Source organism: uncultured Sphingomonas sp., assembly GCF_902806265.1.
GTDB lineage: Bacteria > Pseudomonadota > Alphaproteobacteria > Sphingomonadales > Sphingomonadaceae > Sphingomicrobium.
The window spans coordinates 45095-67621 of record NZ_CADCVZ010000002.1 but is presented as its reverse complement, the minus strand read 5'-3'; the positions used below and the strand labels follow the sequence as shown (position 1 = coordinate 67621).

22 protein-coding genes and 1 tRNA gene are annotated in these 22527 nt (G+C 66.0%); 13 read left to right on the top strand and 10 right to left on the bottom strand.

Going from position 1 to position 22527, the window contains the following annotated elements; translation table 11 throughout:
* Together QZX62_RS01075 and QZX62_RS01070 are read right to left on the bottom strand one after the other, a co-directional pair.
* The gene (locus QZX62_RS01075) at positions 1–2133 is read right to left on the bottom strand and encodes an outer membrane beta-barrel protein (protein WP_294171522.1); all 2133 of its coding nucleotides are present in this window, start codon (positions 2131–2133) and stop codon (positions 1–3) included.
* A 145-nt stretch (positions 2134–2278) separates the two neighbouring features.
* Positions 2279–2368: transfer RNA gene (locus QZX62_RS01070), tRNA-Ser, on the bottom strand.
* A gap of 375 nt (positions 2369–2743) precedes the next feature.
* Here QZX62_RS01070 and QZX62_RS01065 point away from each other — a divergent pair.
* From QZX62_RS01065 to mazG, 10 genes are all read left to right on the top strand, one after another.
* Positions 2744–3640, top strand: coding sequence for a lytic transglycosylase domain-containing protein (locus QZX62_RS01065; protein WP_294171521.1), 897 nt, complete (start codon positions 2744–2746; stop codon positions 3638–3640).
* An 81-nt stretch (positions 3641–3721) separates the two neighbouring features.
* Complete coding sequence (locus QZX62_RS01060; protein ID WP_294171519.1) at positions 3722–4903, top strand: D-alanyl-D-alanine carboxypeptidase family protein; 1182 nt, start codon at positions 3722–3724, stop codon at positions 4901–4903.
* A 3-nt stretch (positions 4904–4906) separates the two neighbouring features.
* Positions 4907–5527 carry a dTMP kinase gene (tmk, locus tag QZX62_RS01055; protein WP_294171518.1) on the top strand — a complete coding sequence of 207 codons (621 nt, stop codon included), beginning with the start codon at positions 4907–4909 and terminating at the stop codon, positions 5525–5527.
* Positions 5524–6501 (top strand): DNA polymerase III subunit delta', encoded by a 978-nt coding sequence (locus QZX62_RS01050; protein WP_294171517.1) that lies wholly within the window; start codon positions 5524–5526, stop codon positions 6499–6501. The genes tmk and QZX62_RS01050 overlap by 4 nt, the downstream gene beginning before the upstream one ends.
* Positions 6502–6513: 12 nt before the next feature.
* Positions 6514–8010, top strand: a complete 1497-nt coding sequence (gene metG / locus QZX62_RS01045) for a methionine--tRNA ligase (protein WP_294171516.1) — start codon at positions 6514–6516, stop codon at positions 8008–8010.
* Complete coding sequence (locus QZX62_RS01040) at positions 8007–8777, top strand: TatD family hydrolase (protein ID WP_294171515.1); 771 nt, start codon at positions 8007–8009, stop codon at positions 8775–8777. Before metG ends, QZX62_RS01040 begins: the two co-directional genes overlap by 4 nt.
* Positions 8774–9538: an MBL fold metallo-hydrolase gene (locus QZX62_RS01035; RefSeq protein WP_294171514.1), complete on the top strand. Its 765-nt coding sequence runs from the start codon at positions 8774–8776 to the stop codon at positions 9536–9538. The genes QZX62_RS01040 and QZX62_RS01035 overlap by 4 nt, the downstream gene beginning before the upstream one ends.
* A complete protein-coding gene (locus QZX62_RS01030) occupies positions 9539–10129 on the top strand; it encodes a TIGR02281 family clan AA aspartic protease (RefSeq protein ID WP_294171513.1) in 591 nt (196 codons plus the stop codon).
* Between the two features lie 22 nt (positions 10130–10151).
* Positions 10152–10739 carry a TIGR02281 family clan AA aspartic protease gene (locus QZX62_RS01025; protein ID WP_294171512.1) on the top strand — a complete coding sequence of 196 codons (588 nt, stop codon included), beginning with the start codon at positions 10152–10154 and terminating at the stop codon, positions 10737–10739.
* A 164-nt stretch (positions 10740–10903) separates the two neighbouring features.
* Complete coding sequence (gene mazG / locus QZX62_RS01020) at positions 10904–11617, top strand: nucleoside triphosphate pyrophosphohydrolase (RefSeq protein WP_294171511.1); 714 nt, start codon at positions 10904–10906, stop codon at positions 11615–11617.
* On the opposite strand, the gene hflX is transcribed toward mazG, so the two are convergent.
* The 5 genes from hflX to dusB all read right to left on the bottom strand — a co-directional run bounded on the left by hflX (position 11605) and on the right by dusB (position 18168).
* Complete coding sequence (gene hflX, locus QZX62_RS01015) at positions 11605–12903, bottom strand: GTPase HflX (protein ID WP_294171510.1); 1299 nt, start codon at positions 12901–12903, stop codon at positions 11605–11607. The two genes, mazG and hflX, sit on opposite strands and share 13 nt — an antisense overlap.
* Positions 12900–13394: an RNA chaperone Hfq gene (hfq, locus tag QZX62_RS01010; RefSeq protein ID WP_294171509.1), complete on the bottom strand. Its 495-nt coding sequence runs from the start codon at positions 13392–13394 to the stop codon at positions 12900–12902. Before hfq ends, hflX begins: the two co-directional genes overlap by 4 nt.
* A gap of 14 nt (positions 13395–13408) precedes the next feature.
* Complete coding sequence (locus tag QZX62_RS01005; RefSeq protein ID WP_294171508.1) at positions 13409–14794, bottom strand: sigma-54 dependent transcriptional regulator; 1386 nt, start codon at positions 14792–14794, stop codon at positions 13409–13411.
* Positions 14784–17105: an ATP-binding protein gene (locus QZX62_RS01000; protein ID WP_294171506.1), complete on the bottom strand. Its 2322-nt coding sequence runs from the start codon at positions 17103–17105 to the stop codon at positions 14784–14786. Before QZX62_RS01000 ends, QZX62_RS01005 begins: the two co-directional genes overlap by 11 nt.
* A gap of 67 nt (positions 17106–17172) precedes the next feature.
* Positions 17173–18168, bottom strand: coding sequence for a tRNA dihydrouridine synthase DusB (dusB, locus tag QZX62_RS00995; protein ID WP_294171505.1), 996 nt, complete (start codon positions 18166–18168; stop codon positions 17173–17175).
* A 50-nt stretch (positions 18169–18218) separates the two neighbouring features.
* On the opposite strand from dusB, the gene QZX62_RS00990 reads away from it, so the two are divergent.
* Both QZX62_RS00990 and QZX62_RS00985 read left to right on the top strand, forming a co-directional pair.
* Entirely contained in the window at positions 18219–19358 is a 1140-nt protein-coding gene (locus QZX62_RS00990; RefSeq protein WP_294171503.1) for a bifunctional 2-C-methyl-D-erythritol 4-phosphate cytidylyltransferase/2-C-methyl-D-erythritol 2,4-cyclodiphosphate synthase, read from the top strand.
* The gene (locus tag QZX62_RS00985) at positions 19355–19861 is read left to right on the top strand and encodes a CinA family protein (protein ID WP_294171502.1); all 507 of its coding nucleotides are present in this window, start codon (positions 19355–19357) and stop codon (positions 19859–19861) included. The genes QZX62_RS00990 and QZX62_RS00985 overlap by 4 nt, the downstream gene beginning before the upstream one ends.
* On the opposite strand, the gene QZX62_RS00980 is transcribed toward QZX62_RS00985, so the two are convergent.
* The 3 genes from QZX62_RS00980 to QZX62_RS00970 form a co-directional block, all read right to left on the bottom strand.
* Complete coding sequence (locus tag QZX62_RS00980; RefSeq protein WP_294171500.1) at positions 19822–20283, bottom strand: type II toxin-antitoxin system RatA family toxin; 462 nt, start codon at positions 20281–20283, stop codon at positions 19822–19824. The two genes, QZX62_RS00985 and QZX62_RS00980, sit on opposite strands and share 40 nt — an antisense overlap.
* 8 nt (positions 20284–20291) lie before the next feature.
* The gene (gene lipA, locus QZX62_RS00975; RefSeq protein ID WP_294171534.1) at positions 20292–21206 is read right to left on the bottom strand and encodes a lipoyl synthase; all 915 of its coding nucleotides are present in this window, start codon (positions 21204–21206) and stop codon (positions 20292–20294) included.
* Between the two features lie 88 nt (positions 21207–21294).
* Positions 21295–21627 carry a hypothetical protein gene (locus QZX62_RS00970; protein ID WP_294171499.1) on the bottom strand — a complete coding sequence of 111 codons (333 nt, stop codon included), beginning with the start codon at positions 21625–21627 and terminating at the stop codon, positions 21295–21297.
* Between the two features lie 187 nt (positions 21628–21814).
* Between QZX62_RS00970 and QZX62_RS00965 the strand changes: the two genes are divergently transcribed.
* The gene (locus QZX62_RS00965) at positions 21815–22465 is read left to right on the top strand and encodes a carbonic anhydrase (RefSeq protein ID WP_294171498.1); all 651 of its coding nucleotides are present in this window, start codon (positions 21815–21817) and stop codon (positions 22463–22465) included.
* Positions 22466–22527 lie beyond the last annotated feature (62 nt).

The window sequence follows — 22527 nt, the reverse complement described above, 5'->3', positions numbered from 1 at the left end:
TCAGGGCTTCGCGCCACCCCCGGTTCCCCCACCACCGCCGAAGCTTTGCTTCAGCGTCAGGCCGAAGCTCACATGCCGATTGCGTACCCGGCGCTCGAAAGAGGATGGCTCCGAGGTCGAGCGATTGGGAAGGAAAAACAGGCGCTCGCGCTCGCCCGTGGTGTTCAATAGATTGTCGACGTCGAAGGTCAGCGACGTGCGCGGTGCCGGGCGATATTCGATGAATGCAGTTCCGTAAGGGCCGCCGTTCAGAAAGGTATCGATCTCGTTGGCGCGGAAGAAGCTGAACCGCTGATAGTCGTTCACCACCAGACCGTAGGAGAACCGCCCGATGTCGCGGCGAAGGTCCACGCGCCATTCCCACTCAGGGTAATAATCGCTGAAGTTGCGGACCCGCCCGGAAATCGGATCCACCACCCGCGTCCGCTGGAGCTGCCCGAACAGCTTGATGCGCGTGCCCTTCAGGCCCAGACGGTCGAGTGGGGCGTCGACGTCGAGCGAGACGAACCGGCGCTTGCCGGTGCCGAGATTGCCGGGCGCGCTGAAGCCTTCTTCCGTCAGGATCTGGTCCTGCAATTGGCTGATCCGGTCGATGCCCAAGTCGAGCTTGACCAGGCCCTCACCAAGGATGGCCCGGTCGACCGTGCCGCGTACCTCCCACGAACGCTGCGGCAGGAGGTTCGCATTGCCGCCGGTCACGCGGTCGTTGGACAGTTCGGCCACGCTGATGAAGTCAAAGAAGTCAAGCTGCGCCACCGTGCGCCGCACCGACAGGCGGGCGTGCCACCCGCCGCCCGGCTTCCAGTCGACGGCGATGTTGGGTTTCAGGAAGCGCAGGGTGCGTTCTGCCTCCGTGTCGCCGGTCACGGTCAAGCGCGACAGCTCGAAGTTCAGGCCGCCGTCGACGCGCAGCTGCGGCGAGAGATTACGCCCGACATTGACGTAGGCTTCGGCGCGCTTCTCCTTGACCCGCGCGTCATCCAGCGGAAGATCGATCCGGACCTGCTCGCCATTCTCGTCGATCTCGAACAGCAGCAACTGGTAGTCGAGCGTATTCAGCACCGCCTCCGCGCCTGCCTCGAAGGACAGGCCGAACAGGCTGGCGCGGGTCCAGCTCACCCGTCCCAGCGTTTCGTTCAGCTGCGCTTTCTGAGTCTGCTCGAAGCCGCCGATCACTCGGGGGTCGTCGCGGAGCAGGCCGTCGCGCTCAATGTAGGCGTCGAAGTTGTTACGCTTGCGGCGGTTGGCGAGCGCCACGAACTTCAGCGCGCCTCCGGCAAGCGGCCGGGTGAGATCGCCGCCGACCTCGATCACCGGAGTGCTATACCTTTGAAACAGGCTGTCGTCGTGCTCAGGGCCGCTCGCGGGTCTGACGCGGTTCTCCTGCTCCAGATCGAAGCGCTCGGGCTGCCAGCGGCCATTGAGCCGCAGAGCCTTGTCGGGTGCGCGTTCGAGCGCCCAGCTGGCGGAAATGTAGGGGTCGCGCTCAAAGTAGGTGTTGGTCTTGTCGCGATATTCCAGCAGCTGGCCGGTCTGCACGTCGCTGAGTTCGTCGAAACCAACTTCCACCTGGCGGTCGCGGCCGGTCCCTGCCGACAGGTTGATGCTTGATGCGCCGCGCTTGATCACGGCCGAGCCAGCCAGGTCCGTGTTGAGGTACCCGGTCCAGATCCGCCGGACCTTGGCCGTTACATTGCCGTCAACGCCTCCCTCCGCGGAAAGCACGACGTTCAGGACTTGGCTTCGGCCGCTGTACTCTGCGCCGTAGAGATTGCCGGGTCCGACCTCGACCCGGACGACACGGTTGGCGGGGATCGCGGCGAGGAGGCTGTCGAGGGGTTCCGACTTGGAACTCGGACGCGCGCCGTTGATCACGATGTTTCCCGCCGCGCCCGCAAAGCCGCGCACCTCGCTGTCGCCGAGTTCCAAGGTAAAGCCGGGCACGCGACGAACGATGTCCAGGGCGGTGCGGGGGGCAAAGGGCGTGAAGAAGCTGGCCTCATACGTGGCCCGGCGGCTGGCTGGTCCTTGACCGGTCGCGACCTGCTCGCCGCCCCCAGCCTGCTGGGCAGCAGCCTCGCCGGACAATCCGATGGCGAGTGCCGCAACCGAGACCATCAACCCCCTACGCATCAACATCGCTCCCCTGTGTTACAAATGTAGCGAAGGAGCGAAAGCGAACCGATGCCAAGAGTGCTTCGACGAACCGACAAACGGCTCGTTTGGTCCGCTGCGGCGAACCGACCAACGGCTTGCCCCGGTGCAGCATGTAGATGAGTGGCGGATGGGGTGGGATTCGAACCCACGGTGAGCTTGCACCCACGGCGGTTTTCAAGACCGCTGCCTTAAACCACTCGGCCACCCATCCCTGGTAGTCTTCGGTTCAGCATGTCCCGCCTAGGCACAAGCGCTACGCTCGTGCAAGGCGCGCGTGAACGGGACGGCGATGTTGGACGTTACGGACCGGATGAACTGGAAGGCACGAAGGCGGGTGGGGGTACGTCTGGTTTCAGGAGCGGCGATGCTGGCGGCGCTGGCGATGACTCCGGCGAGTGCGCAGCAAGATCCGCTAGCGCCCTTGCCGGAGCGGCTGCCCGCACCCGCAACCCCGCGTTCAATCTCGCCCGCGCCGGTGCAGGTCCGCTCAGCAACGCCTTACGCTTACCAAACGCCAATCCGGCCGGCAGCAGGGGGGTTCGAGGCTTATAAGCAGTACCTTGTTGGCCGCGCACACTCCGCCGGAGTGCGTCAGGCTACCATCCAGTCGGTCATCCCGGGGCTCACCGTCAACGCCACGGTGATCCGGCTGGACCGGGCGCAACCGGGTAACATTTCGAACCCCAATTATACGCCGCCGTTTTCACCTTATCGCCGGCAGCACGTTACCCCCGACCTGACGAGCCGCGGAGCCGCCAAGTACCGAGCGAACTACAGCTATCTCACCGGCATCGAGCGGCGGTTCGGCGTGGAGCCGCAGGTGCTGCTGGCGATCTTCGGCCATGAGACCAGCTTCGGGCGGGTGACGGGTACGTTCGACCTGCCGCAGGTGCTCGCGACCCTCGCCTACGAGGGCCGCCGGCGCAGCTTCTTCGAGGACGAGTTCATCGCCTCGCTGCGCCTGCTCGACCAGGGCATCCCGCGGGCGCGGCTGCGCGGCAGCTATGCCGGGGCGACCGGCTACCCGCAGTTCATGCCTTCCGTTGTGCTGCGGCTGCGCACGGATGGGGACGGGGACGGCGTCGCGAACATCTGGGGGAGCGAGGCCGACGCGCTGGCGTCGATCGCCGCCTACCTGCGCGATGCCGGCTGGAAGCCGAATGTCCACTGGGGGGCCCCAGTCCGGGTACCGGCGACCTTCAACCGAGCGGCCGTGCGTACCGCGCTTGCTTCGCCGCGCTGCCCCCGCGTCTACGCCCGGCACAGCCGCTGGCTCACGGTGCGGGAATGGCGCGCACTGGGCGTGGTACCGGTCGGCCGCGCCTTGCCAGAAGGTGAGATGGCGAGCCTGATCGAGCCCGACGGCCCGGGCGCGACCGCCTATCTGCTGACCACCAACTACCGGTCGATCCTCGACTATAACTGCTCCAACTTCTACGCTCTGTCTGTCGGGCTGCTCGGGGATGCAATCGTCGGTGGATAGTGGCGCCGTCGCCACTCGCTAAGCGGCTCGCGCGGCGCTAATCAGCGGGTGCCACTTTAAGCTGGAGCCCAAGCTTCTCCGATGACCGCCACCCGACTGCTGCTCGCCGCCACCTCGCTCAGCCTGCTCGCAACCGCGTCCCCGGCCGCCGCGCCGCCGTTCGAGACGCCGGCCAAGGTCGCCTACCTCCTCGACCTGTCGTCCGGCGCCGAGCTCCTTGCCAAGAACGCGGACGGGCGCATGCCCCCCGCGTCCATGGCCAAGATGATGACCACGGAGGTCGCGTTCGAGCTGATCGACCAGGGCAAGCTGCCGCTTAACAAGATGTGCACGGTGCGGCCCGAGACCTGGCAGAGGTGGCATGGGCCGCAGGCGGGCTCGACGATGTTCCTCAGCCCCAATGAGCAGGTCAGCATTGAGAACCTCCTGCACGGCATCGTCACCCTGTCGGGCAACGATGCGTCCGTGGTGCTGGCCGAGTGCATCGCCGGTACCGAGCAGGCCTTCGCCGCGCAAATGAACGAGCTCGGGCGCAAGCTCGGGCTGACCGGGAGCAACTTCGGCAACTCCAATGGCTGGCCGGACGAGGGCGTCACCTACGTCACCGCTCGCGACCTCGCCAAGCTCGCCCGCGCGTCGATCGAGCGCCACCCCAAGCTGTACAAGCAGTTCTATGGGCAGCCGAGCTTCACCTGGGGCAAGACGCTGGGCTCGGGGCAGGCGATCACCCAGGGCAACCGCAACCCGATCCTAGGCAAGATTGCCGGCGCCGACGGCCTCAAGACCGGCCACACGGAGGAGGCCGGCTACGGCTTCACCGGCTCGGCCGAGCAGAACGGGCGGCGGCTGATCATGGTGGTGGCCGGTCTCGGCAGCTTCAACCAGCGCATCGACGAATCCACCAAGCTGATGAACTGGGGCTTCAATGCCTGGCAGACCAAGCCGCTGCTGGCGGCCGGCGCCAAGGTCGGCCAGGCGGAGGTGCAGCTAGGCAGCGAAGAGAGTGTCTACCTGGTCGCGCCCAAGGCGATCGCGGTCACCTATCCGGCGGGGCTAACGCTTGGCGATCCGCGCCTCAAGGTGCGCTACAACGGACCGCTCAAGGCGCCGATCGCCAAGGGGCAGCAGGTTGCGGAGCTGGTCGTCACCCTGCCGGACGGAACGGTGCAGCGCACCCCGCTGACCGCGGCGGAGGCGGTAGAGGAATCCGGCTTCTTCGGCCGCTTCTGGGTCGGCCTCAAGCAACTGGTTGGGCTCGCCTGATCGTTGAAGCGCGGCAGGTTCATCAGCCTGGAGGGCGGGGAGGGGGTCGGCAAGTCGACCCAGCTCCCGGCCCTCGCGGCGGCTCTGCGCGAACGCGGGCGAGAGGTGGTGAGAACCCGCGAGCCGGGCGGGAGCCGAGGCGGGGAGGCGATCCGCGAATTGCTGCTCACCGGCACCGACGACCGTTGGAGTTCCCGGGCGGAGGCGCTGCTGTTCGCGGCGGCCCGGACCGACCATGTTGACCGGGTGATCCGCCCAGCCGTGCTCGCAGGACGTTGGGTCCTCTCGGATCGGTTCATCGACAGCTCGCTTGCCTATCAGGGGGTCGCGGCCGGGCTAGGCATTGCGGCGGTGCGGGCGATCAACGCCTTCGGCATCGGCGAGTTGTTCCCGGATCGAACCCTTGTCCTGCTGCAGCCGGAAGGAACGGAGCGCGCGCGGGCGCGTGACGAGGGCGCCAGCGACCGGATCGGCGGTCGGCCGGCCGATTACCACCGGGCGGTCGATCGTGCCTTCCGAGAGATCGCCGCGGCCGAACCGGAGCGGGTGCGACTGGTGGACGCGTCCGGCACCCCGGAGCAAGTGACTGCACGGCTGCTCGTCGCTATCGAGGACCTGCTGTGAGCCTGTATGGCCAGGACAGGGCGGTGGCGGCGTTCACAGCCGCGCGGGACAGCGGGACCCTGCACCATGCCTGGCTGCTCACCGGTCCCCGCGGCGTCGGCAAAGCGCGCTTCGCCGACCTAGCGTCATTGCGCCTGCTGGCGGAGGCCGCGGGCCCCGCGGTGACGCTGCCTAGCCTGGCCACGCCGGAAGATCACCCCATTGCCGCCCTGATCGCGGCCGGGAGCCACCCCGACTTTCGCCGCCTCGAGCGCGAGCCGAACGACAAGGGCGACCTCCGCCGCAACATCACGATCGCGCAGGTGCGCAAGCTTGGTGACCTATTCGCATTGGCGCCGGCCTTGTCGCCTTGGCGCGCCGTGGTGATCGACTGCGTTGACGACCTCGAGCCCAACGCCGCCAACGCGCTGCTCAAGATGCTGGAGGAGCCGCCCGCCAACAGCATCTTCTTCCTGGTGAGCCATGCGCCCGGGCGCCTCCTGCCGACCATCCGCTCGCGCTGCCGTCGGGTGGATCTCGCCCGGCTGGACGACGCCGCCATGACGTCGGCGCTTGCCGAAGTGCTGCCGGACGTGCCGGAGCACAAGCGAGACAAGCTGGCCGCGCTTGCCAACGGCAGCGTCGGCCGCGCACTCGCCTTCGCCGAACTGGACCTCGCACCGCTGGAGGCGGAGGCCGCCGCCATCATGCAGGACGGCGATCCTCGCAACCTGCGCCGGTCCAAGCTGGCCGGCGCGCTGGCGCTCAAGGCGGCCGCGCCGCGCTACCTCGCGTTCCTGGAGTTGGCCCCGGCGCTGATCGCCCGCGAGGCCAAGGTGCACGAGGGGGCGCGCCGGCAGCGGGCGTTGGACGCCTACGCCAAGGCCCGGGAAACCGCCGCCATGGCGCCGCGCTTGTCCCTCGATCCGGCCGCCGCGACCTTCCAGATGGGCAACATTCTTGCTTCCGTTGCCGCGACGACCGGCGACGGGTAGGGCGGCGGCGACATGCCCGAGCCCTTCTACATCACTACCGCAATCAGCTACCCCAACGGCCGTCCCCACATCGGCCATGCCTATGAGGCCATTGCCGCCGACGTCATCGCTCGTTTTCAGCGTACTCAAGGACGCGACGTGCGGCTGGTCACCGGCACCGACGAGCATGGCCTCAAGATGGTCCAAACCGCCCGCGTGCAAGGCCGCGACACGCTTGAGTTCGCGGACGAGATGTCGAATCATTTCCGACAGATGTGCGACGATCTGAATATCAGCTATGATGCCTTCGTGCGCACCACTGAGCCGCATCACCACCAAGCCAGCATTGCTTTGTGGAAGGCCATGGAAGCTTCCGGCGACCTGTACCTGGACCGCTACGAAGGCTGGTACTCGGTCCGCGACGAAGCCTTTTACGACGAGGACGAACTGATCGGAGGGGAAGGCGGGGAGAAGCTTTCGCCCCAGGGCACTCCGGTCGAGTGGACCACGGAGGAGACCTGGTTCTTTCGCCTGTCGCGCTACGCCGAGCCGCTGCTGAAGCTCTACGCGGAGCAGCCCGGCTTCATCCGGCCGGAAGGCCGCCGCAACGAAGTCGTCCGCTTCGTCGAAGGCGGGCTCAAGGATCTCAGCGTCTCGCGGACGAGCTTCGACTGGGGCGTGCCCGTGCCCGGCTCGCCGGAGCACGTCATGTACGTGTGGGTCGATGCGCTCACCACCTACATGACCGGGATCGGCTTCCCCGAGCGAAATGGCGAGTTCGCGCGCTTCTGGCCGGCCGACATCCATCTCATCGGCAAGGATATCGTGCGCTTCCATGCCGTCTACTGGCCGGCCTTCCTGATGAGCGCCGGCCTGCCGCTGCCGCGGCAGGTGTTCGGCCACGGCTTCCTCCTGGCGCGCGGAGAGAAGATGTCCAAGTCGCTCGGCAACGTCGTCGACCCGCTTGCGCTGGCCGAGCGCTACGGGGTCGATCAGCTGCGCTATTTCCTCCTGCGCGAGATCAGCTTCGGGCAGGACGGCAGCTACTCGGACGAGGCGATCGTGTCCCGTGCCAACGCCGAGCTGGCAAATAGCTTCGGTAACCTGGCCCAGCGTACCTTTTCTATGATCTTCAAGAACCTGGAGGGCGTTGTTCCGCCGCCAGGTGAGCTACTGCAGGATGTTGCACTGCTCGAGCAGGTGCGTTTCAGCACCAGCAGGCTCGCGGCCGAATTTGAGCAGCTGTCCTTTTCGGCGGGCCTGGAAGCCTGGATGGCCGGGGTGTTCGCGTGCAACGCCTACGTTGATGCCGCCGCGCCTTGGGCCCTGCGGAAGACCGACCCTCAGCGAATGGCGGCGGTGCTCGGGACCTTGGCCGAGGCCGTGCGGCACCTGACCCAAGCGGTGGAGCCGGTCGTTCCCGGCGCTGCCGGCAAGCTTCTGGCCTACCTGGACGAAGGCCGCCGCGAGGGTCGCGTTGGCCAGCCCCAACCGATCTTCCCGCGGTTGGAGCTGGACGTCGCCGCATGACTCTGATCGACAGCCATTGCCACCTTAACTACCCGGGCTTGGTCGAGGACGAGACCGGTGTGCTGGACCGCGCGCGGGCGAGGGGCGTAAGCGGGTTTCTCAATATCTCGACCCGGCAGTCGGAGTGGCGCGACGTCATGGCGGCAGCCGAACGCCATGATGACGTCTGGGCAACCGTCGGCGTTCACCCGCACGAAGCCGACGCGCACCCCGATCTTGGGACCGACACGCTCGTGCAGGCGGCCGCTCACCCGAAGGTGGTGGCGGTCGGTGAGTGCGGGCTCGACTATCATTACAACAAGTCCGATCGCGGCGCTCAGCGTGACCGCTTCCGCGCGCACATCGCCGCCGCCCGCGAGAGCGGTCTGCCGCTCGTGATCCATACCCGGGACGCGGAAGGGGACACTGCCGCGATCCTCCGCGAGGAGAACGGGGTCGGCGGCGTGCTGCACTGTTTCACCGGCACTCGCTGGCTGGCGGAGCAGGGCCTGGAACTCGGCTACTACGTGTCCCTGTCCGGCATCGTCACCTTCAAGAACGCCAAGGGGCTGCAGGAGGTCGCCAGGATCGTTCCCGACGAACGCCTGCTGGTCGAAACTGACGCGCCCTTTCTTGCGCCCGTCCCGAACCGCGGGAAGACCTGCGAGCCGGCGTTCGTAGCGGACACAGCGGCCTTCCTGGCGGACCTGCGCGGCGTCGCTCCGGAGGTGCTCGCCGAACAGACCACCGCCAATTTCTACCGGCTGTTCCACAGGGCGGCGCGGTGAGGTTCCGCATTCTCGGTTGTGGGACATCGTCGGGAGTACCGCGCATCGGCAACGATTGGGGGCGATGCAGCCCAGCGGAGCCGCGCAACCGCCGTACCCGGGCAGCCGCGCTTGCGGAGGTCGGCGGCGAGACGCTCCTGATCGATTGCGGGCCGGACATGCGCGAACAGCTAAACGCCGCCGGGCGAGGGGAGGTCGACCGCGTGATCATCACCCACGATCATGCGGACCATTGCCATGGCCTCGACGATATCCGGCAGCTCGCGCACAATCGCGGGGACCAGGTTGCGGTGCACGGCCGCGCCGACCTGATGGAGCGGGTGCAGGCACGGTTTGGTTACCTGTTCAGCGGCACGGCTCTCTACCCGGCGGTGGCCCGCGCACAGCCGATTGCAGGTGATTGGACGGTCGGCGAGGCGACCGTGCGCTTCTGCGACCAGCCGCATGGCCAAATCACCTCGTTGGGCATCAGGTTCGACGAAGGGGGTCGAAGCCTTGGCTACGCGATCGACTTCCACCGGCTCAACGACGCCATGGCGGCATTATATGAAGGCATGGACGTGTGGGTTGCCGATTGCCTCCGACGAAGGCCGCACCCGACGCACGCGCACCTGGATGCAGTGCTCGGCTGGGCGCGCCAGCTCCAGGTCGGGCAGCTTGTCCTAAGCCATCTCGACAACAGCATGGATGTGGGGGAGCTTAGCGCCGAGCTTCCGGACTGGGCAGCTCCCGCTCATGACGGCATGGAGATCAAGCTCTAGATGGCCGACGATAGTGCGCCCAGTGCGCTGTACCTGCTCCTCTGCCTCCTGCTGGTCGCCAGCTCGCTGTTCGGCATGCGGATGCCGATCGGCAAGGCGGCGAAGATCGTGCTCGCCTGGGTCGCGATCTTCGGAGTGGGCTTCGCTTTGTTCGCGTTTCGAAGCGATTTTTCTAGTCTCGGCAATAAGTTGCGCGACGAAGCTTTCGGTGCGTCGACGGTGGAAGGGGCTGGAGGCGAGCTGCGGATCCCCATGCAGGAGGATGGCCATTTCTGGGTCGACGCCCGAGTAAACAGCGCGCCCGTGCGCTTCCTGGTCGATAGCGGCGCTTCGGTCACCACCATTTCGCGCAAAGTCGCCGATGCTGCCAGGATCGAAACGGGCATGCGGGTGGCTGAAGTGGAGACGGCGAACGGGACCGTGCGGATGCGCCCCGCCCGCGCCGAGCGGCTGCAGATGGGACCGATCCGGCTGTCGGATGTGGCGGTCCTGGTCGCCGAGCAGGAGGGCCTTAACGTGCTGGGGATGAACACTCTTTCGTCGCTTGAAGGATGGGGGGTGCAGGGCCGGACGTTGGTCTTGCAACCTTGAGCCCAGCGCCCACTTCAGCTTTGTGACCAACGATCTTCATCTCGGCAGCCTGTACCTTCTCATGGCGCTCATGCTAGTCGCCGGAAGCCTGATCGGACGGCGTGGCCGGGTCGGTAGCATGCTGACCATGGCGCTCGCCTGGCTGGCGATCTTCGGCGCCGGCTTCGTTGTGTTCACCTTCCGGGACGACCTCGGCTATGTGGCGCAGCGATTGCGCTCGGAGGCGACTGGACAGCCAGTCGAAGTCGGCCGGCAGATCCGCATTCCAATGGCGATCGACGGTCACTTCTGGGTCGAGGGCCAGGTCAACGATGTTCCGGTGCGCTTCCTGATCGACAGCGGCGCCACCATGACCACCGTGGATCAGGCGACCGCCATGCAGACCGGCTTGAGGATCGACCCGAACCGCGGTCAGCTAGTCCGCACGGGCAACGGCATCATCCGCGTAGCTCTCGGGCGAGCACGGACGCTCAACGTCAAGGATATCGAGCGCGAGAACATGGCGATCCATGTCGCAGCGAACGACGACCTCAACGTGCTCGGGATGAATTGGCTTTCGACGCTCAGGCGCTGGAGCGTCGAAGGGCGCTGGCTCATCCTCGAGGCCTGAACAGCAAGGCACGACCACCAACGCTAAGGCAACCTTTACATAATGTGTATTATCATACTTGGCGAGGATGTGATTTGACGGGGTCCCCCGCAGCGGTTGCCGCTAGGTTAAGTTCGACCGACTGGACGGCAGCAGCTCAGGCGCTGGTACGATTGGCGGAAGTCATGGCGCGGCTCCGTGATCCGGACCGCGGCTGCGAATGGGATCGCGCGCAGAGTTTCGCGACCATTGCGCCCTACACGGTCGAGGAAGCTTACGAGGTCGCTGACGCGATCGATCGCGATGACATGATGGCGCTTCGTGACGAACTCGGCGACCTACAGCTTCAGGTAGTCTTCCATGCTCAGATGGCTAGCGAGGCCGGACATTTCAGCCTGGCCGACGTGCTCAACGGCATTTGCGACAAGATGGAGCGCCGCCACCCCCATATCTTCGGGAGCGCGCCGGACGGTGGGCACCACCTCTGGGAAAAGATCAAGGCGGAGGAACGCTCCGGCGGGTCCGACCCAAGCGCGCTCGCTGGCATTGCATTGGCTCTGCCCGCACTCGAGCGAGCGGCCAAGCTGCAGAAGCGCGCTGCCCGTACGGGGTTCGACTGGCCCGATGCCAGCGGCCCCAAGGCGAAGATCGCCGAGGAACTCGCCGAGCTGGAGGCGGCCGCCGATGAAGCTCATCGCGAGGAAGAGCTAGGCGACCTGCTGTTTGCCGTCGTGAACCTCGCACGCTTTCTTAGGATTGCTCCGGAAGAGGCTCTGCGGAAAGCGAATGCAAAGTTCGAGCGGCGCTTCCGGCAGATCGAGCAGGCGCCTGGCTTCGCCGATTTAGGCCTAGACGAAAAGGAAGCGCTCTGGGCAGCCGCTAAGGCTCAGAGCGACTGAAAGCGGGTCCAATTCTCCGGGCTCAGCCGCACGGCAACGTCGATCGTCTCTCCTTCGGAGCGACTGTCCAGCACCTCCCCGCGCGAGTGAAGCCAAGCGAGCTTGCCACCATCCGCCACCGGCAGGCTGACATGGTGCACCGTTGCGGAGCCGCGCAGCCGTTGGCCGACGATGTCGCGCAAGTCGTCCAGCCCGGACCCGTCAACGGCCGAGATCGCCACGACATCCTCCCGCCGCGCAGCTTCGTTAAGCATGGCCTCCCGATCATCGCCTTCGAGCAGGTCGATCTTGTTCCAGAGTTCGAGCCGCGGCGGCGCCCCTTCCTCGTTCAGCCCTAGTGTCGTCAGCACGCCCTCCACATCGGCCTTCTGCGCCTCGCTGTCCGGATGCGAGATGTCGCGCACGTGCAGGATCAGGTCCGCAGAGCTTACCTCTTCCAAGGTCGCGCGAAACGCCGCCACCAGCTCGGTCGGCAGATTGGACACAAACCCCACCGTGTCCGACAGGATGGCCTTGTCGAACCCCGGGATCTTGACCTCACGCATGGTTGGATCGAGCGTGGCGAACAGCAGGTTCTCCGCAAACACGTCGGCGCGGGTCATTCGGTTGAATAACGTCGACTTGCCGGCATTGGTGTAGCCGACGAGCGCGATGATCGGCCAAGGAGCGCGCTGACGGCGGTCGCGGTGAAGCCCGCGGGTGCGGCGGACCTGCTCCAGCTCCTTGCGGATGCGCGCCATCCGGTCACGGATCAGCCGACGGTCGGCCTCGATCTGGGTTTCGCCCGGTCCGCCCAAGAAGCCGAAGCCGCCGCGCTGCCGCTCGAGGTGGGTCCAGCTCCGGACCAAGCGCCCCGCCTGATAATCGAGATGCGCGAGCTCGACCTGCAGGCGTCCCTCCGCGGTAGCGGCCCGTTCTCCGAAGATTTCGAGGATTAGGCCCGTTCGGTCGATCACCTTGGTCTTGGTCTGCTCTTCCAGGTTCTTCTGCTGCACGGGGGTCAGCGCCGCATCGACGATCAGCAATCCTGCCTGATGTTCGCCAGCCAAGCCGCCGATCTCCTCGCCCTGCCCCTTGCCGAACAGTGTGGCCGGGCGCGGCTGGCGGATGCGGAGCGCACGCCGGGCGACCACGTCGATGCCGATCGCGGCGGCGAGGCCGGCCGCTTCGTCCAGTCGCGCGTCGATCGAGCGGCTATTGGGCTCGCCGCTCCGATCGGGGAGCACCAACACCGCCCTCTCGCCCCGCGCGATGCCGTCTTCCGACGCCCTGCCGAAGCCGCTCACGAGCCGCCCTCCTCGTCGTCGCCGTTGCCGAGCATCAAGGAGCGGCCGGGCTGCATGGTCGACACCGCATGCTTGTACACCAATTGCAGTTGGCCGCGGCGGCCGAGCAGCATGGAGAAGCGGTTGAACGCCAGCACCTCCCCCTGCAGCATGACGCCATTTACCAGGAACACGGTCATCGGCTCGCTTTGGCGGGTTGCGGCGGTAAGGAAACGATCTTGCAGGGTGGCGCGGCCTTCCGCCACCCGATCCCCGATGAACCCTGACAGCTCCAGGTCGGTGGGCGGGGACGAAGGCATAATCGTCGACATCGCGTGCTTGTAGATCAGCTGGTTCACCCCCTCGCGCCGGAGCAGCAGGGAGAAAGCATCGAACCAGGTGATCACGCCTTGGAGCTTCACCCCTTTCACCAGGAAGATCGTGACCGGAGTCTTGGAACGACGCAGGCTGTTCAGGAAATGATCTTGCAAACTCAGGGGCTTATCCGGCACTACTTACGCCTTTTCTAATCTTCGCCATTGTGTCCCTTGTCGCCTAAGCCGAGTGCCTTGAGCTTGCGGTGCAAAGCGGAACGCTCCATTCCGATGAACGACGCCGTGCGGGAGATGTTGCCGGAAAACCGGCGGATCTGTACCCGGAGGTATTCCCGTTCAAAGCTTTCGCGCGCTTCCCGCAGCGGCGATCCCATGATCGAGAGAGTCGCGCTGTTGACGCCGTTGGAGCGATTGCCGTCGATGATTTCCGGCGGCAGAAGATCAACATCGATGCGCCCGAGCCGGTCCGACGGCGCGAGAATAACCGTCCGCTCGATGATGTTGCGCAATTGCCGGACGTTACCCGGCCAATCATGGGCCTGCAAAGCGGCCAACGCTTCTTCCGACAGGCTTGGCGAAGGCGCCCGCCGCTCGGCCGCGAAGCGTGCCAGGAAGTGCTGGGCGATCTCCGGTATGTCCTCGCGCCGCTCCCGCAGGGGCGGGATCCGGACAGGGACGACGTTGAGCCGATAGTAGAGGTCCTCTCGGAAACGCCCGTTCATGATCTCGTCCTGAAGGCTGCGGGATGTCGCTGACAGTACTCGCACGTCGACCTTGACTGGTCGCGACCCGCCGACCCGCGTGAAGCTCTGGTCGGTCAGCACCCGCAGGATCTTGCCTTGCGTGGTGAGCGGCATGTCGGCGATCTCGTCTAGGAACAGCGTTCCGCCATGCGCCTGTTCCAGAAATCCCGGCCTTGCCACTCCCTCGGCCTCGGCGCCGAACAGTTCCTCTTCTACCCGTTCAGGGGCCATCATTGCCGACGAAACGACGATGAAGGGGGCGGACGCCCGCGTGCTCCAGCCGTGAATGGTACGGGCTGCGATTTCCTTGCCGACCCCGGCTGGGCCGGTGATCATGACGCGGCTACCAGTCGGCGCGACGCGTTTCAGGGTCGCGCGGACCGTGTTGATCGATACCGAACTACCATTCAGTTGCTCATCGTGCCCGGCTCGCTCACGCAAGGTGGCGTTCTCACGACGTAGACGATCGGTCTCGGTCGCGCGTCCGACCAGGTGCAGCAGGCGACCCGCTTCGAACGGCTTCTCGATAAAATCGATCGCGCCTTCGCGGATCGCCGCCACCGCCGTGTCGAGGTTGCCATGGCCGGAGATCATCAGCACCGGCATGGTGGGATCACGCCGCTTGACCTCCTCGAGCAGCTGCAAGCCGTCGAGGCGCGAACCCTGCAGCCACACGTCGAGCAGCACCAGGCTGGGGCGCCGCTCCTCGATCGCCTCCAGCGCGTCGGTGCTGTTGGCAGCGGAGCGGACGGCATAGCCCTCGTCCTCCAGGACGCCCGCGACCAGCTCCCTGATGTCTGCCTCGTCATCAACCACCAGCACTTCAAGCGCCATTACGTCGCGGCTCCTCGTTATCAATGTTGTCCGGGTCGTCAGTGCGACGCTGCGAAGCGGGTTCCCCGGTGCCCTCCCCGCTCTCCTCCTCCGCCGCGGCCGCCTGCGCGAGCACGGCAAGTCTCGCCTTGTCGAAGGCGATACGCACATGGGTGCCCCCGCCGGAGCGATCCAGAAAGGCGATCTCGCCGCCATGCTCCTCGACGATCTTCTTGACGATCGCGAGGCCCAGGCCCGTGCCCCGCACCCGCGTCGTCATATAGGGCTCGGTGAGCCGGTCGCGTTCCTCGGGCAGGCCGATCCCAGTGTCGGTGACGTCGATCACCAGCTGCGTGTCGCTGTCGCAGATGGCCAGGTTCACACGGTCGCCGGCCAGGCTGTGTTCGCCGCGGTTGCGCCGGGCTTCGATCGCCTCAACCGCGTTCTTCACAACGTTTGTGAGCGCCTGGGCAAGCTGGCGTCGATCGCACACCATGCGGATGTCGCCCGCCGCCGGCTCCAAGGAAAAGCCAACTCCCGGGTGCGCGACCTCGTGCAGGAACAGGGAGGTGCGCGCGATGTCGTGGACGTTCTCCTCGCGGAACACCGGCTTGGGCATGCGCGCGAAATTGGAGAATTCATCCACCATGCGGCGGAGGTCGCCGACCTGGCGGATGATGGTTTCGGTCAGTCGTCCAAAGGTTTCGGGATCGCTGGAGATTTCCTTGCCGTACCGCCGCTGCAATCGCTCGGCCGCGAGCGAGATGGGTGTCAGTGGGTTCTTGATCTCGTGGGCGATCCGTTGGGCAATGTCCGACCAGGCGGCGCGACGCTGGTCGGCGAGCTGGTCGGTGATGTCGTCGAAGGTCAGCACGGTACCGTCCGAGTAGCGCACCCGCTTGACCGCCAGAGTGCGCTGGCCATGCTCGGAACGGACCAGCACGTCAGCCTCGCGCTTGTCGCCGCGGAGGAACTCGTCGAGTTCCGGACCGATCTCGTCCAGCGGCCGGCCTTCAACGCTCTCGTCGCCATGTTGAAGAAGCGCCTGGGCCGAACGGTTGATCAGCAGCACGTGCCGGTTGGTGCCGAGCGCCACCACGCCTGCCGTGACGCTGCCGAGAACGGCTTCAATGAAGGCCCGCCTTGTATCGAGCTGCGTGTTCGCCGCCCGCAGCGCACCGGTCTGTTCCTCCAGCCGGCCGGTCATCCGATTGAACGCCGCGGCCAGCACGCCGATCTCATCGTCCGAGCGCTCGATTGGCACCCGCGCGGAAAAGTCCCCTTCCTCCACCCTGCCCGCCGCGTTGACCAGCGCTCCGACCGGTCGGACGAGGCGGTCGGCAATCTTCAGGGCGACGAAAATGGCGAGGCCGACGATGACCAGCGACCCGAGCAGAAGCGCAGCGTTGAACCGCAGTTGGTTGGTGCGGGATCGGGCGACCAGCTCCCGGTAATCCTCGAGGACATCGTCGCCGCGCCCGATCTGCGCACGAAACTCGGGATCGTAGCGGGCGGCGTATACATACGTGTTCGGCCCGTAATCCAGGCGTGTCAGAGCTCCGATCCGGTCCGCCGAAGTGATCGACACAACAGGCTGCGAGCGCAGCGCCGTCAGCTTGTCGGTGGTGATCTCCTCCGACAGGTCCCGCGCGTAGGGATTGATCAGGACCTCGGTTAGGATCTCCCCCTTGTCGCTGACGCGGAAGATGATGCCTTCCGAGAATTCCCTTTGCAGCAGCTGCACCCGTCCGAACGCGTCGACGAACTGCGGATCGTCCAACGCTAATTGCCGCAGATAGCCGGACAAGTCGCCGCCCATGGCGAGCGTCTGGGCCATGATCCGCTCAGCCTCGTTCTCGTACATCGTGCGTGCGATCTGCACGCTGTTCTCCAGCATGCCGCGGGACTTGTCGGAGAACCAGAATTCGAGGCCCGACTGGAACAGCAGCGACGCGAAGATTGCCACCAGGACGGTGGGCACGGCGGCGATGACGGAGAACAGCGCCACCAGCCGTGTGTGCAACCGTCCGGTCCCGAGCCCCCCAGCTTCGGCCCGGCGCAACGCGAGGCGGCGGGAGAACAGCACCATCAGGGCGATTGCCGGGATGAGATTGGCGATCAGCAGAAGTGCGATCATCGGTGGGGACAGGCGGCTCGACGGATCGCCGCCACGGAGCACCGACAAGCTGGTAACCAGCATGGTGAGCAGCACCAGGCCGGTCAGCAGTTCCGCTACCCGGTAGAACCGGCCGTTCGCGCGTTCCGCCGCGAGCCAGCGCCGGAGGCTTGGCGGCTGCTCAGCGATCGTGGAACCGGCTGTGCGTGCGTCCATCGAAGCCATGCCTAGCACGGCTCCGTTGCACAAAGAACACAGTTGTTGCTGCTACTTGTAAGATTTTTCAGGCAGCCCGGCGTGCCAGCCAGGGCGCGTAGAAGTCCTTCAGCATCGCGACCACCACCGCCGGGTCGTCCTGCACATTCACCTTGTTGCGGAACTCGGCCGATCCGGGCAGCCCCTTGGTGTACCAGCCGATATGCTTGCGGGCGAGGTTCACGCCGGTCTGACGGCCGTACAGCGACTGCATGACGTCATATTGCTCGAGGATCATGGCGAGTTGCTCGTCCATGCTCGGGTCGCGCCGCTCCTCCCCTGCCAGGTCGGCCATCACCTGCCCCAGCAGCCACGGCCGGCCGTAAGCGCCCCGCCCGACCATGACGCCATCCGCGGCCGACTGCCGCAGGGCCTCGCGCGCGTCGCTCACCGAGCAGATGTCGCCGTTGACGATCACCGGCAGCGAGACCGCCTCCTTTACCCGCCGGACGAAGCTCCAGTCGGCGCTACCCTTGTACATCTGATTGCGGGTGCGGCCGTGCACGGTGATCATCCGCGCGCCCAGGTCCTCGGCGATACGCGCGAGTTCGGGCGCGTTGAGGCTTTCATGACACCAGCCCATGCGCATCTTTACCGTCACCGGTACAGACACCGCCTTGACCGTCGCCGCGATAATGGAGGCGGCCAGGGGCAGGTCGCGCATCAGGGCCGAGCCGGCATCGCCGTTTACGACCTTCTTGACCGGACAGCCCATGTTGATGTCGATGATCGCGGCGCCGCGTCCCTCGTTGAGCTTGGCCGCTTCGGCCATCTCAGCCGGCGCACAGCCCGCGAGCTGCAGCGACACCGGCTCCTCCGCAGGGTCCCACGCCGCCTTCTGCAGGCTTTGCCGCGTTTCCCGAATCATCGCCTGGCTGGCGATCATTTCACTGACGGTCAGCCCGGCCCCGAAGCGCTTCACGATTTTGCGAAACGGCAGGTCGGTGACGCCCGTCATCGGCGCCAAGATGACGGGCGCGTCGATGCGGACCGGACCAACGGTGATGGGCTTTAAGGACGTCATGGGAGCCGCGCGCCTTTACAGGAGCGGCAGGCAGCGGGCAAGGCACGGCCATGCCCGTCACCGCCCTGATCGTCGCCGCCGGCAAGGGAGAGCGCCTTGGCGGAGATGTGCCCAAGCAATATCGGCCGCTCGGCGGCAAGTCGGTGCTGCGGCGCTCGGTCGAGGCCCTGATCGGTCACCCCCGGGTTGATGCGGTGCGGGTGGTCATTGGAGCGGGTCAGGAGCAACTCGCTGGGGCTGCGTTGGATGGGCTGGACATAGGCGAACTCATTTCTGGCGGCGAACAACGGGCCGACAGCGTGCGAGCGGGTCTTGCCGCGGTCGGTTCGGGCGTGGTCCTGGTCCACGATGCCGCCCGGCCCTTCTGCCCAGCGGACGTGGTCGACCGCTTGCTCGACGCCCTTGCAGGCGCCGATGGCGCGGTCCCCGTTCTGCCCGTCGCGGATACGCTGGCCAAAGGTGATCGGGAGCTGCGCGGCACCGTCGATCGGACCCAGTTGCTGCGGGTGCAGACCCCGCAGGCATTCGACGTGGATGACCTGCTGTTTGCGATGGCGAAAGCAGGCACTTCGCGGAACACGGATGAGTCCACCGTCATGCAGAACGCCGGGCTGAAGGTCGCCACGGTTCCGGGAGATGAGATGCTGCATAAGCTTACTTCGGCAGGAGATTGGGAGAAGGCCGAGGCCATGCTGAGCGCCCGCCTTGTCAGCCGCACGGGAATGGGCTTCGATGTGCACGGCTTTGCAGGCTCCGGCCCGATCGTCATGGGCGGCATCCGAATCGACCATCCTGAAGGCCTGGCTGGCCACAGCGACGCCGATGTGGTGCTCCATGCCATCACCGACGCGCTGCTCGGGGCGGCGGCGCTGGGCGACATCGGCCAGCATTTCCCACCTTCCGACCCGCAGTGGAAAGGTGCGGCTTCCCACCTCTTCCTGGCGCATGCGGCCAAGCTCATCCGGGCTCGCGGCGGCATCATCGACCATGTCGATTGTACGGTCATCTGCGAAGCGCCCAAGGTCGGTCCGCACCGCGCCGCCATGCAGCAACGGGTTGCGGAAATACTGGAGCTGCGCCCGACGCAGGTCAGCATCAAGGCAACCACGACCGAGCGGTTGGGTTTCACCGGGCGGAGCGAAGGCATTGCGGCGCAGGCGGCCGCCTCGATCCGCATGGAGGTCGGATGATGGAAGCGCTGCTGCCGGCAAAGCTCGTCGACAAGGCACGCGAGGTGATCAACAAGAACCGCGCCGCGGGCCGGCGCATCGCGGTGGCGGAGAGTTGCACCGGCGGCCTGGTCAGCGCTGCGTTGACCGAGATCCCCGGATCTTCCGACGTGTTCGAGGCCGGCTACGTGACCTACTCTAATGCCGCCAAGCAGCAGGTGTTGAAGGTCAGTTCCGATGTGGTCGAAACCTTCGGTGCGGTCAGCGTGGCCACTGCCTGGGCAATGGCTCAGGGCGCGCTGAAGGCGTCGGATGCGGATGTGGCGGTAGCGATCACCGGGATTGCGGGGCCGGATGGAGGCTCTCCAACCAAGCCCGTCGGTACGGTGGTCTTCGCCCGGGCGGAGCGCGGCGAGGATCCGGACCGGGTGTTCGCCGACAGCAAGCTGTTCGACGAGGTCGATGGCCGCGCCGGTATCCGGCTTCAGGCTGCGCTTTGCGCCTTGGAACTGCTGGAGCCGTAGAGCGCGGCTGCGCGCGCTTCAAAGGCGCCGGTCATCTTGCGCAGAGCCCGGTCGAACATCGCCCCGGCTAGGGTCTCGAAGATCCGCGAGCGGAAGGCGAAGTCGACGGAGAAATGGACTTCCGTGCCGCCATCGGCCGCAGGTTCGAACCGCCATTCGTTCTTGAGGTATTTAAGCGGACCTTCGACGTAGTCGACCAAGATGCGGCTTGGCCGTTCCTTCTGGACGCGGCTGGTGAAGCGCTCCTTGAACGCGCCGAAGCCCACGATCAGGTCCGCGAGCAGTTCGGTTTCGGAAGATGACCGCACGCGCACGGCGGTGACCCACGGCAGGAACTCGTGGTAGCGACGCACGTCCGCGACCAGCTCGAACAGCTGCTCGGGAGAGTAAGGTAGATGCTTGGTCTCGCTATGACGGGGCATCGCCCGGCTTAACGCCCTGCCCGCGCCAACTGCTCCGCCCGGTTCGCCTGCATCTTCTTGAAGTCGTCCCCCGCGTGGTAGCTCGACCGGGTCAGCGGCGAAGCGGCGACCAGCAGAAAGCCCTTGGCTCGGGCGATCGCGGCGTAGGCCTTGAACGCGTCGGGCGTGACGAACTCCTCCACGGTAGCGTGCTTCGGCGTAGGCTGGAGATACTGGCCCATGGTCAGGAAATCGATCCCGGCCGAGCGCATGTCGTCCATCACCTGATGCACTTCCAGCCGCTGCTCGCCCAGGCCGACCATCACGCCAGACTTGGTGAAGATGTGCGGCGCATGGCGCTTGACGTTCTCCAGGAGCCGCAGGGAAGCATAGTAGCGCGCGCCCGGCCGAATGGTCGGGTACAGCCGGGGCACCGTCTCCAGATTGTGGTTGTAGACGTCCGGCCCAGCCGCGACGATCGCCTCCACCGCCGCCTCAGACTTGTTACGGAAGTCGGGCGTCAGGATCTCGATAGTGGTGCTTGGCGTGTTCCGCCGCAGCGCGTCGATCACCTTGACGAACTGCGACGCACCGCCATCGGGGAGATCGTCGCGGTCGACACTGGTCACCACGATGTGCTCCAGGCCCAGCTCCGCCGCGGCCGTGGCGACATGCTCGGGCTCGAGCGGGTCCACTGCCCGCGGCATGCCGGTCTTGACGTTGCAGAAGGCGCAGGCCCGGGTGCAAGTATCGCCCAGGATCATCACGGTGGCGTGCTTTTTGGTCCAGCATTCGCCGATGTTCGGGCAGGCCGCCTCCTCGCACACGGTGGCAAGGTTCAGCGAGCGCATCAGCCGCCGCGTCTCGGCATAGCCGTGGCTGGTCGGGGCCTTGACCCGGATCCAGTCCGGTTTGCGCGGCTTGGGGGCGGCGGTGGTCAGCATCGCCGCCAGATAGCGATTGAAGTCCTGCCGCGCCACCCCGCGCTTGTGGGACGTGGGCGGAGCGCACGGCCCCGCCCCCGTCGTTCAGCTAGCAGCGCGTGTTGTAGTCGTAGATCGGACGCCCGTACTGGTCGACGTAGTAGCAGGCGCCGCGCGTATCGCGGTAATACTGCCGCCCGTTGACCACGGCGCCGAGGACCGCACCGGCGATGCCGCCCGCAACGGCGCCTTCAACCGCCGACACGCCTGGAACGATCGCACCGATCGCTGCACCAGTGGCCGCGCCGAGCACGCCGCCGGTCGCCGCGCGGCTCGTCCTGGAATTGTTGGCGTACGGATCGCCCGAGCCATAAGGGTTGGTCGCGCAGCCGCTCAGGGCCAGTCCGCCCGCCAGCGCCGCAGTCAGCATCGCATGTTTCATGATTTGCACTCCAAAACTCACCCACCCACCGGCTAACTCAACCGCAGAGCTGTCGCTTTCGTTCCGGCTCCGGAGCGTACCTACTGCTCGCTACGCCGAAACGTGGCCGCAAAGCGACACTTGACCCGAACGCCTTGTCACTCCGGAAGGCTCCTCCTAGTCGTTCGGCAGAACAAGGGAGAGGTCCATGAAGGGTTTCGGCAATCTGTTGGCCGGCTACGAACGCTTCCGAACGAACCGGTACGAGGCCGAAAAACACCGCTGGCGCAAGCTGGCCGAGGGGCAAACTCCGCGGGCGGTCGTGATCGCCTGTTGCGACAGCCGAGCGGACCCCGCCACCATCTTTGACACGGATCCAGGCGAGATTTTTGTGGTCCGCAACGTCGCCAACCTGGTTCCGCCGTTCGAACCCGACGGCGGCCGCCACGGAGTTTCGGCCGCGCTTGAGTTCGCCGTGACCCAGCTCAAGGTGCCCGAAATCATTGTCATGGGGCATGAAAGCTGCGGCGGCATTGCTGCGGCGCTGACCGGTTGCTTCGATGGGGCGGCGGCCGGCGAGGGAGGCTTCGTGGCTCGGTGGATGTCTCAGATCGAGCAGCGGGCAGGAGACATTGCCGCGGCGCATGGCACAGGTGCAGAGGCTGCCCGCCGACTGGAGGAGGACGCCATTCGCGGGAGCTTGCTCAACTTGCGGACTTTCCCCTTCGTGCGTGCGCGGGAGGATGCCGGAGAACTCGCAATCGTCGGTTGTCATTTCTCCATCGCTCGCGGCGAGCTTCTGCTGCTGAGCGAGGGCACAAATAACTTCGAGCCCATCGGGGAACAGCTCCCTGCTTGAGTGATGAATAGGACGGAACCGCCGCTCCGCTGCGCCGTTCGGTTGCAAAACCCTATTGGATG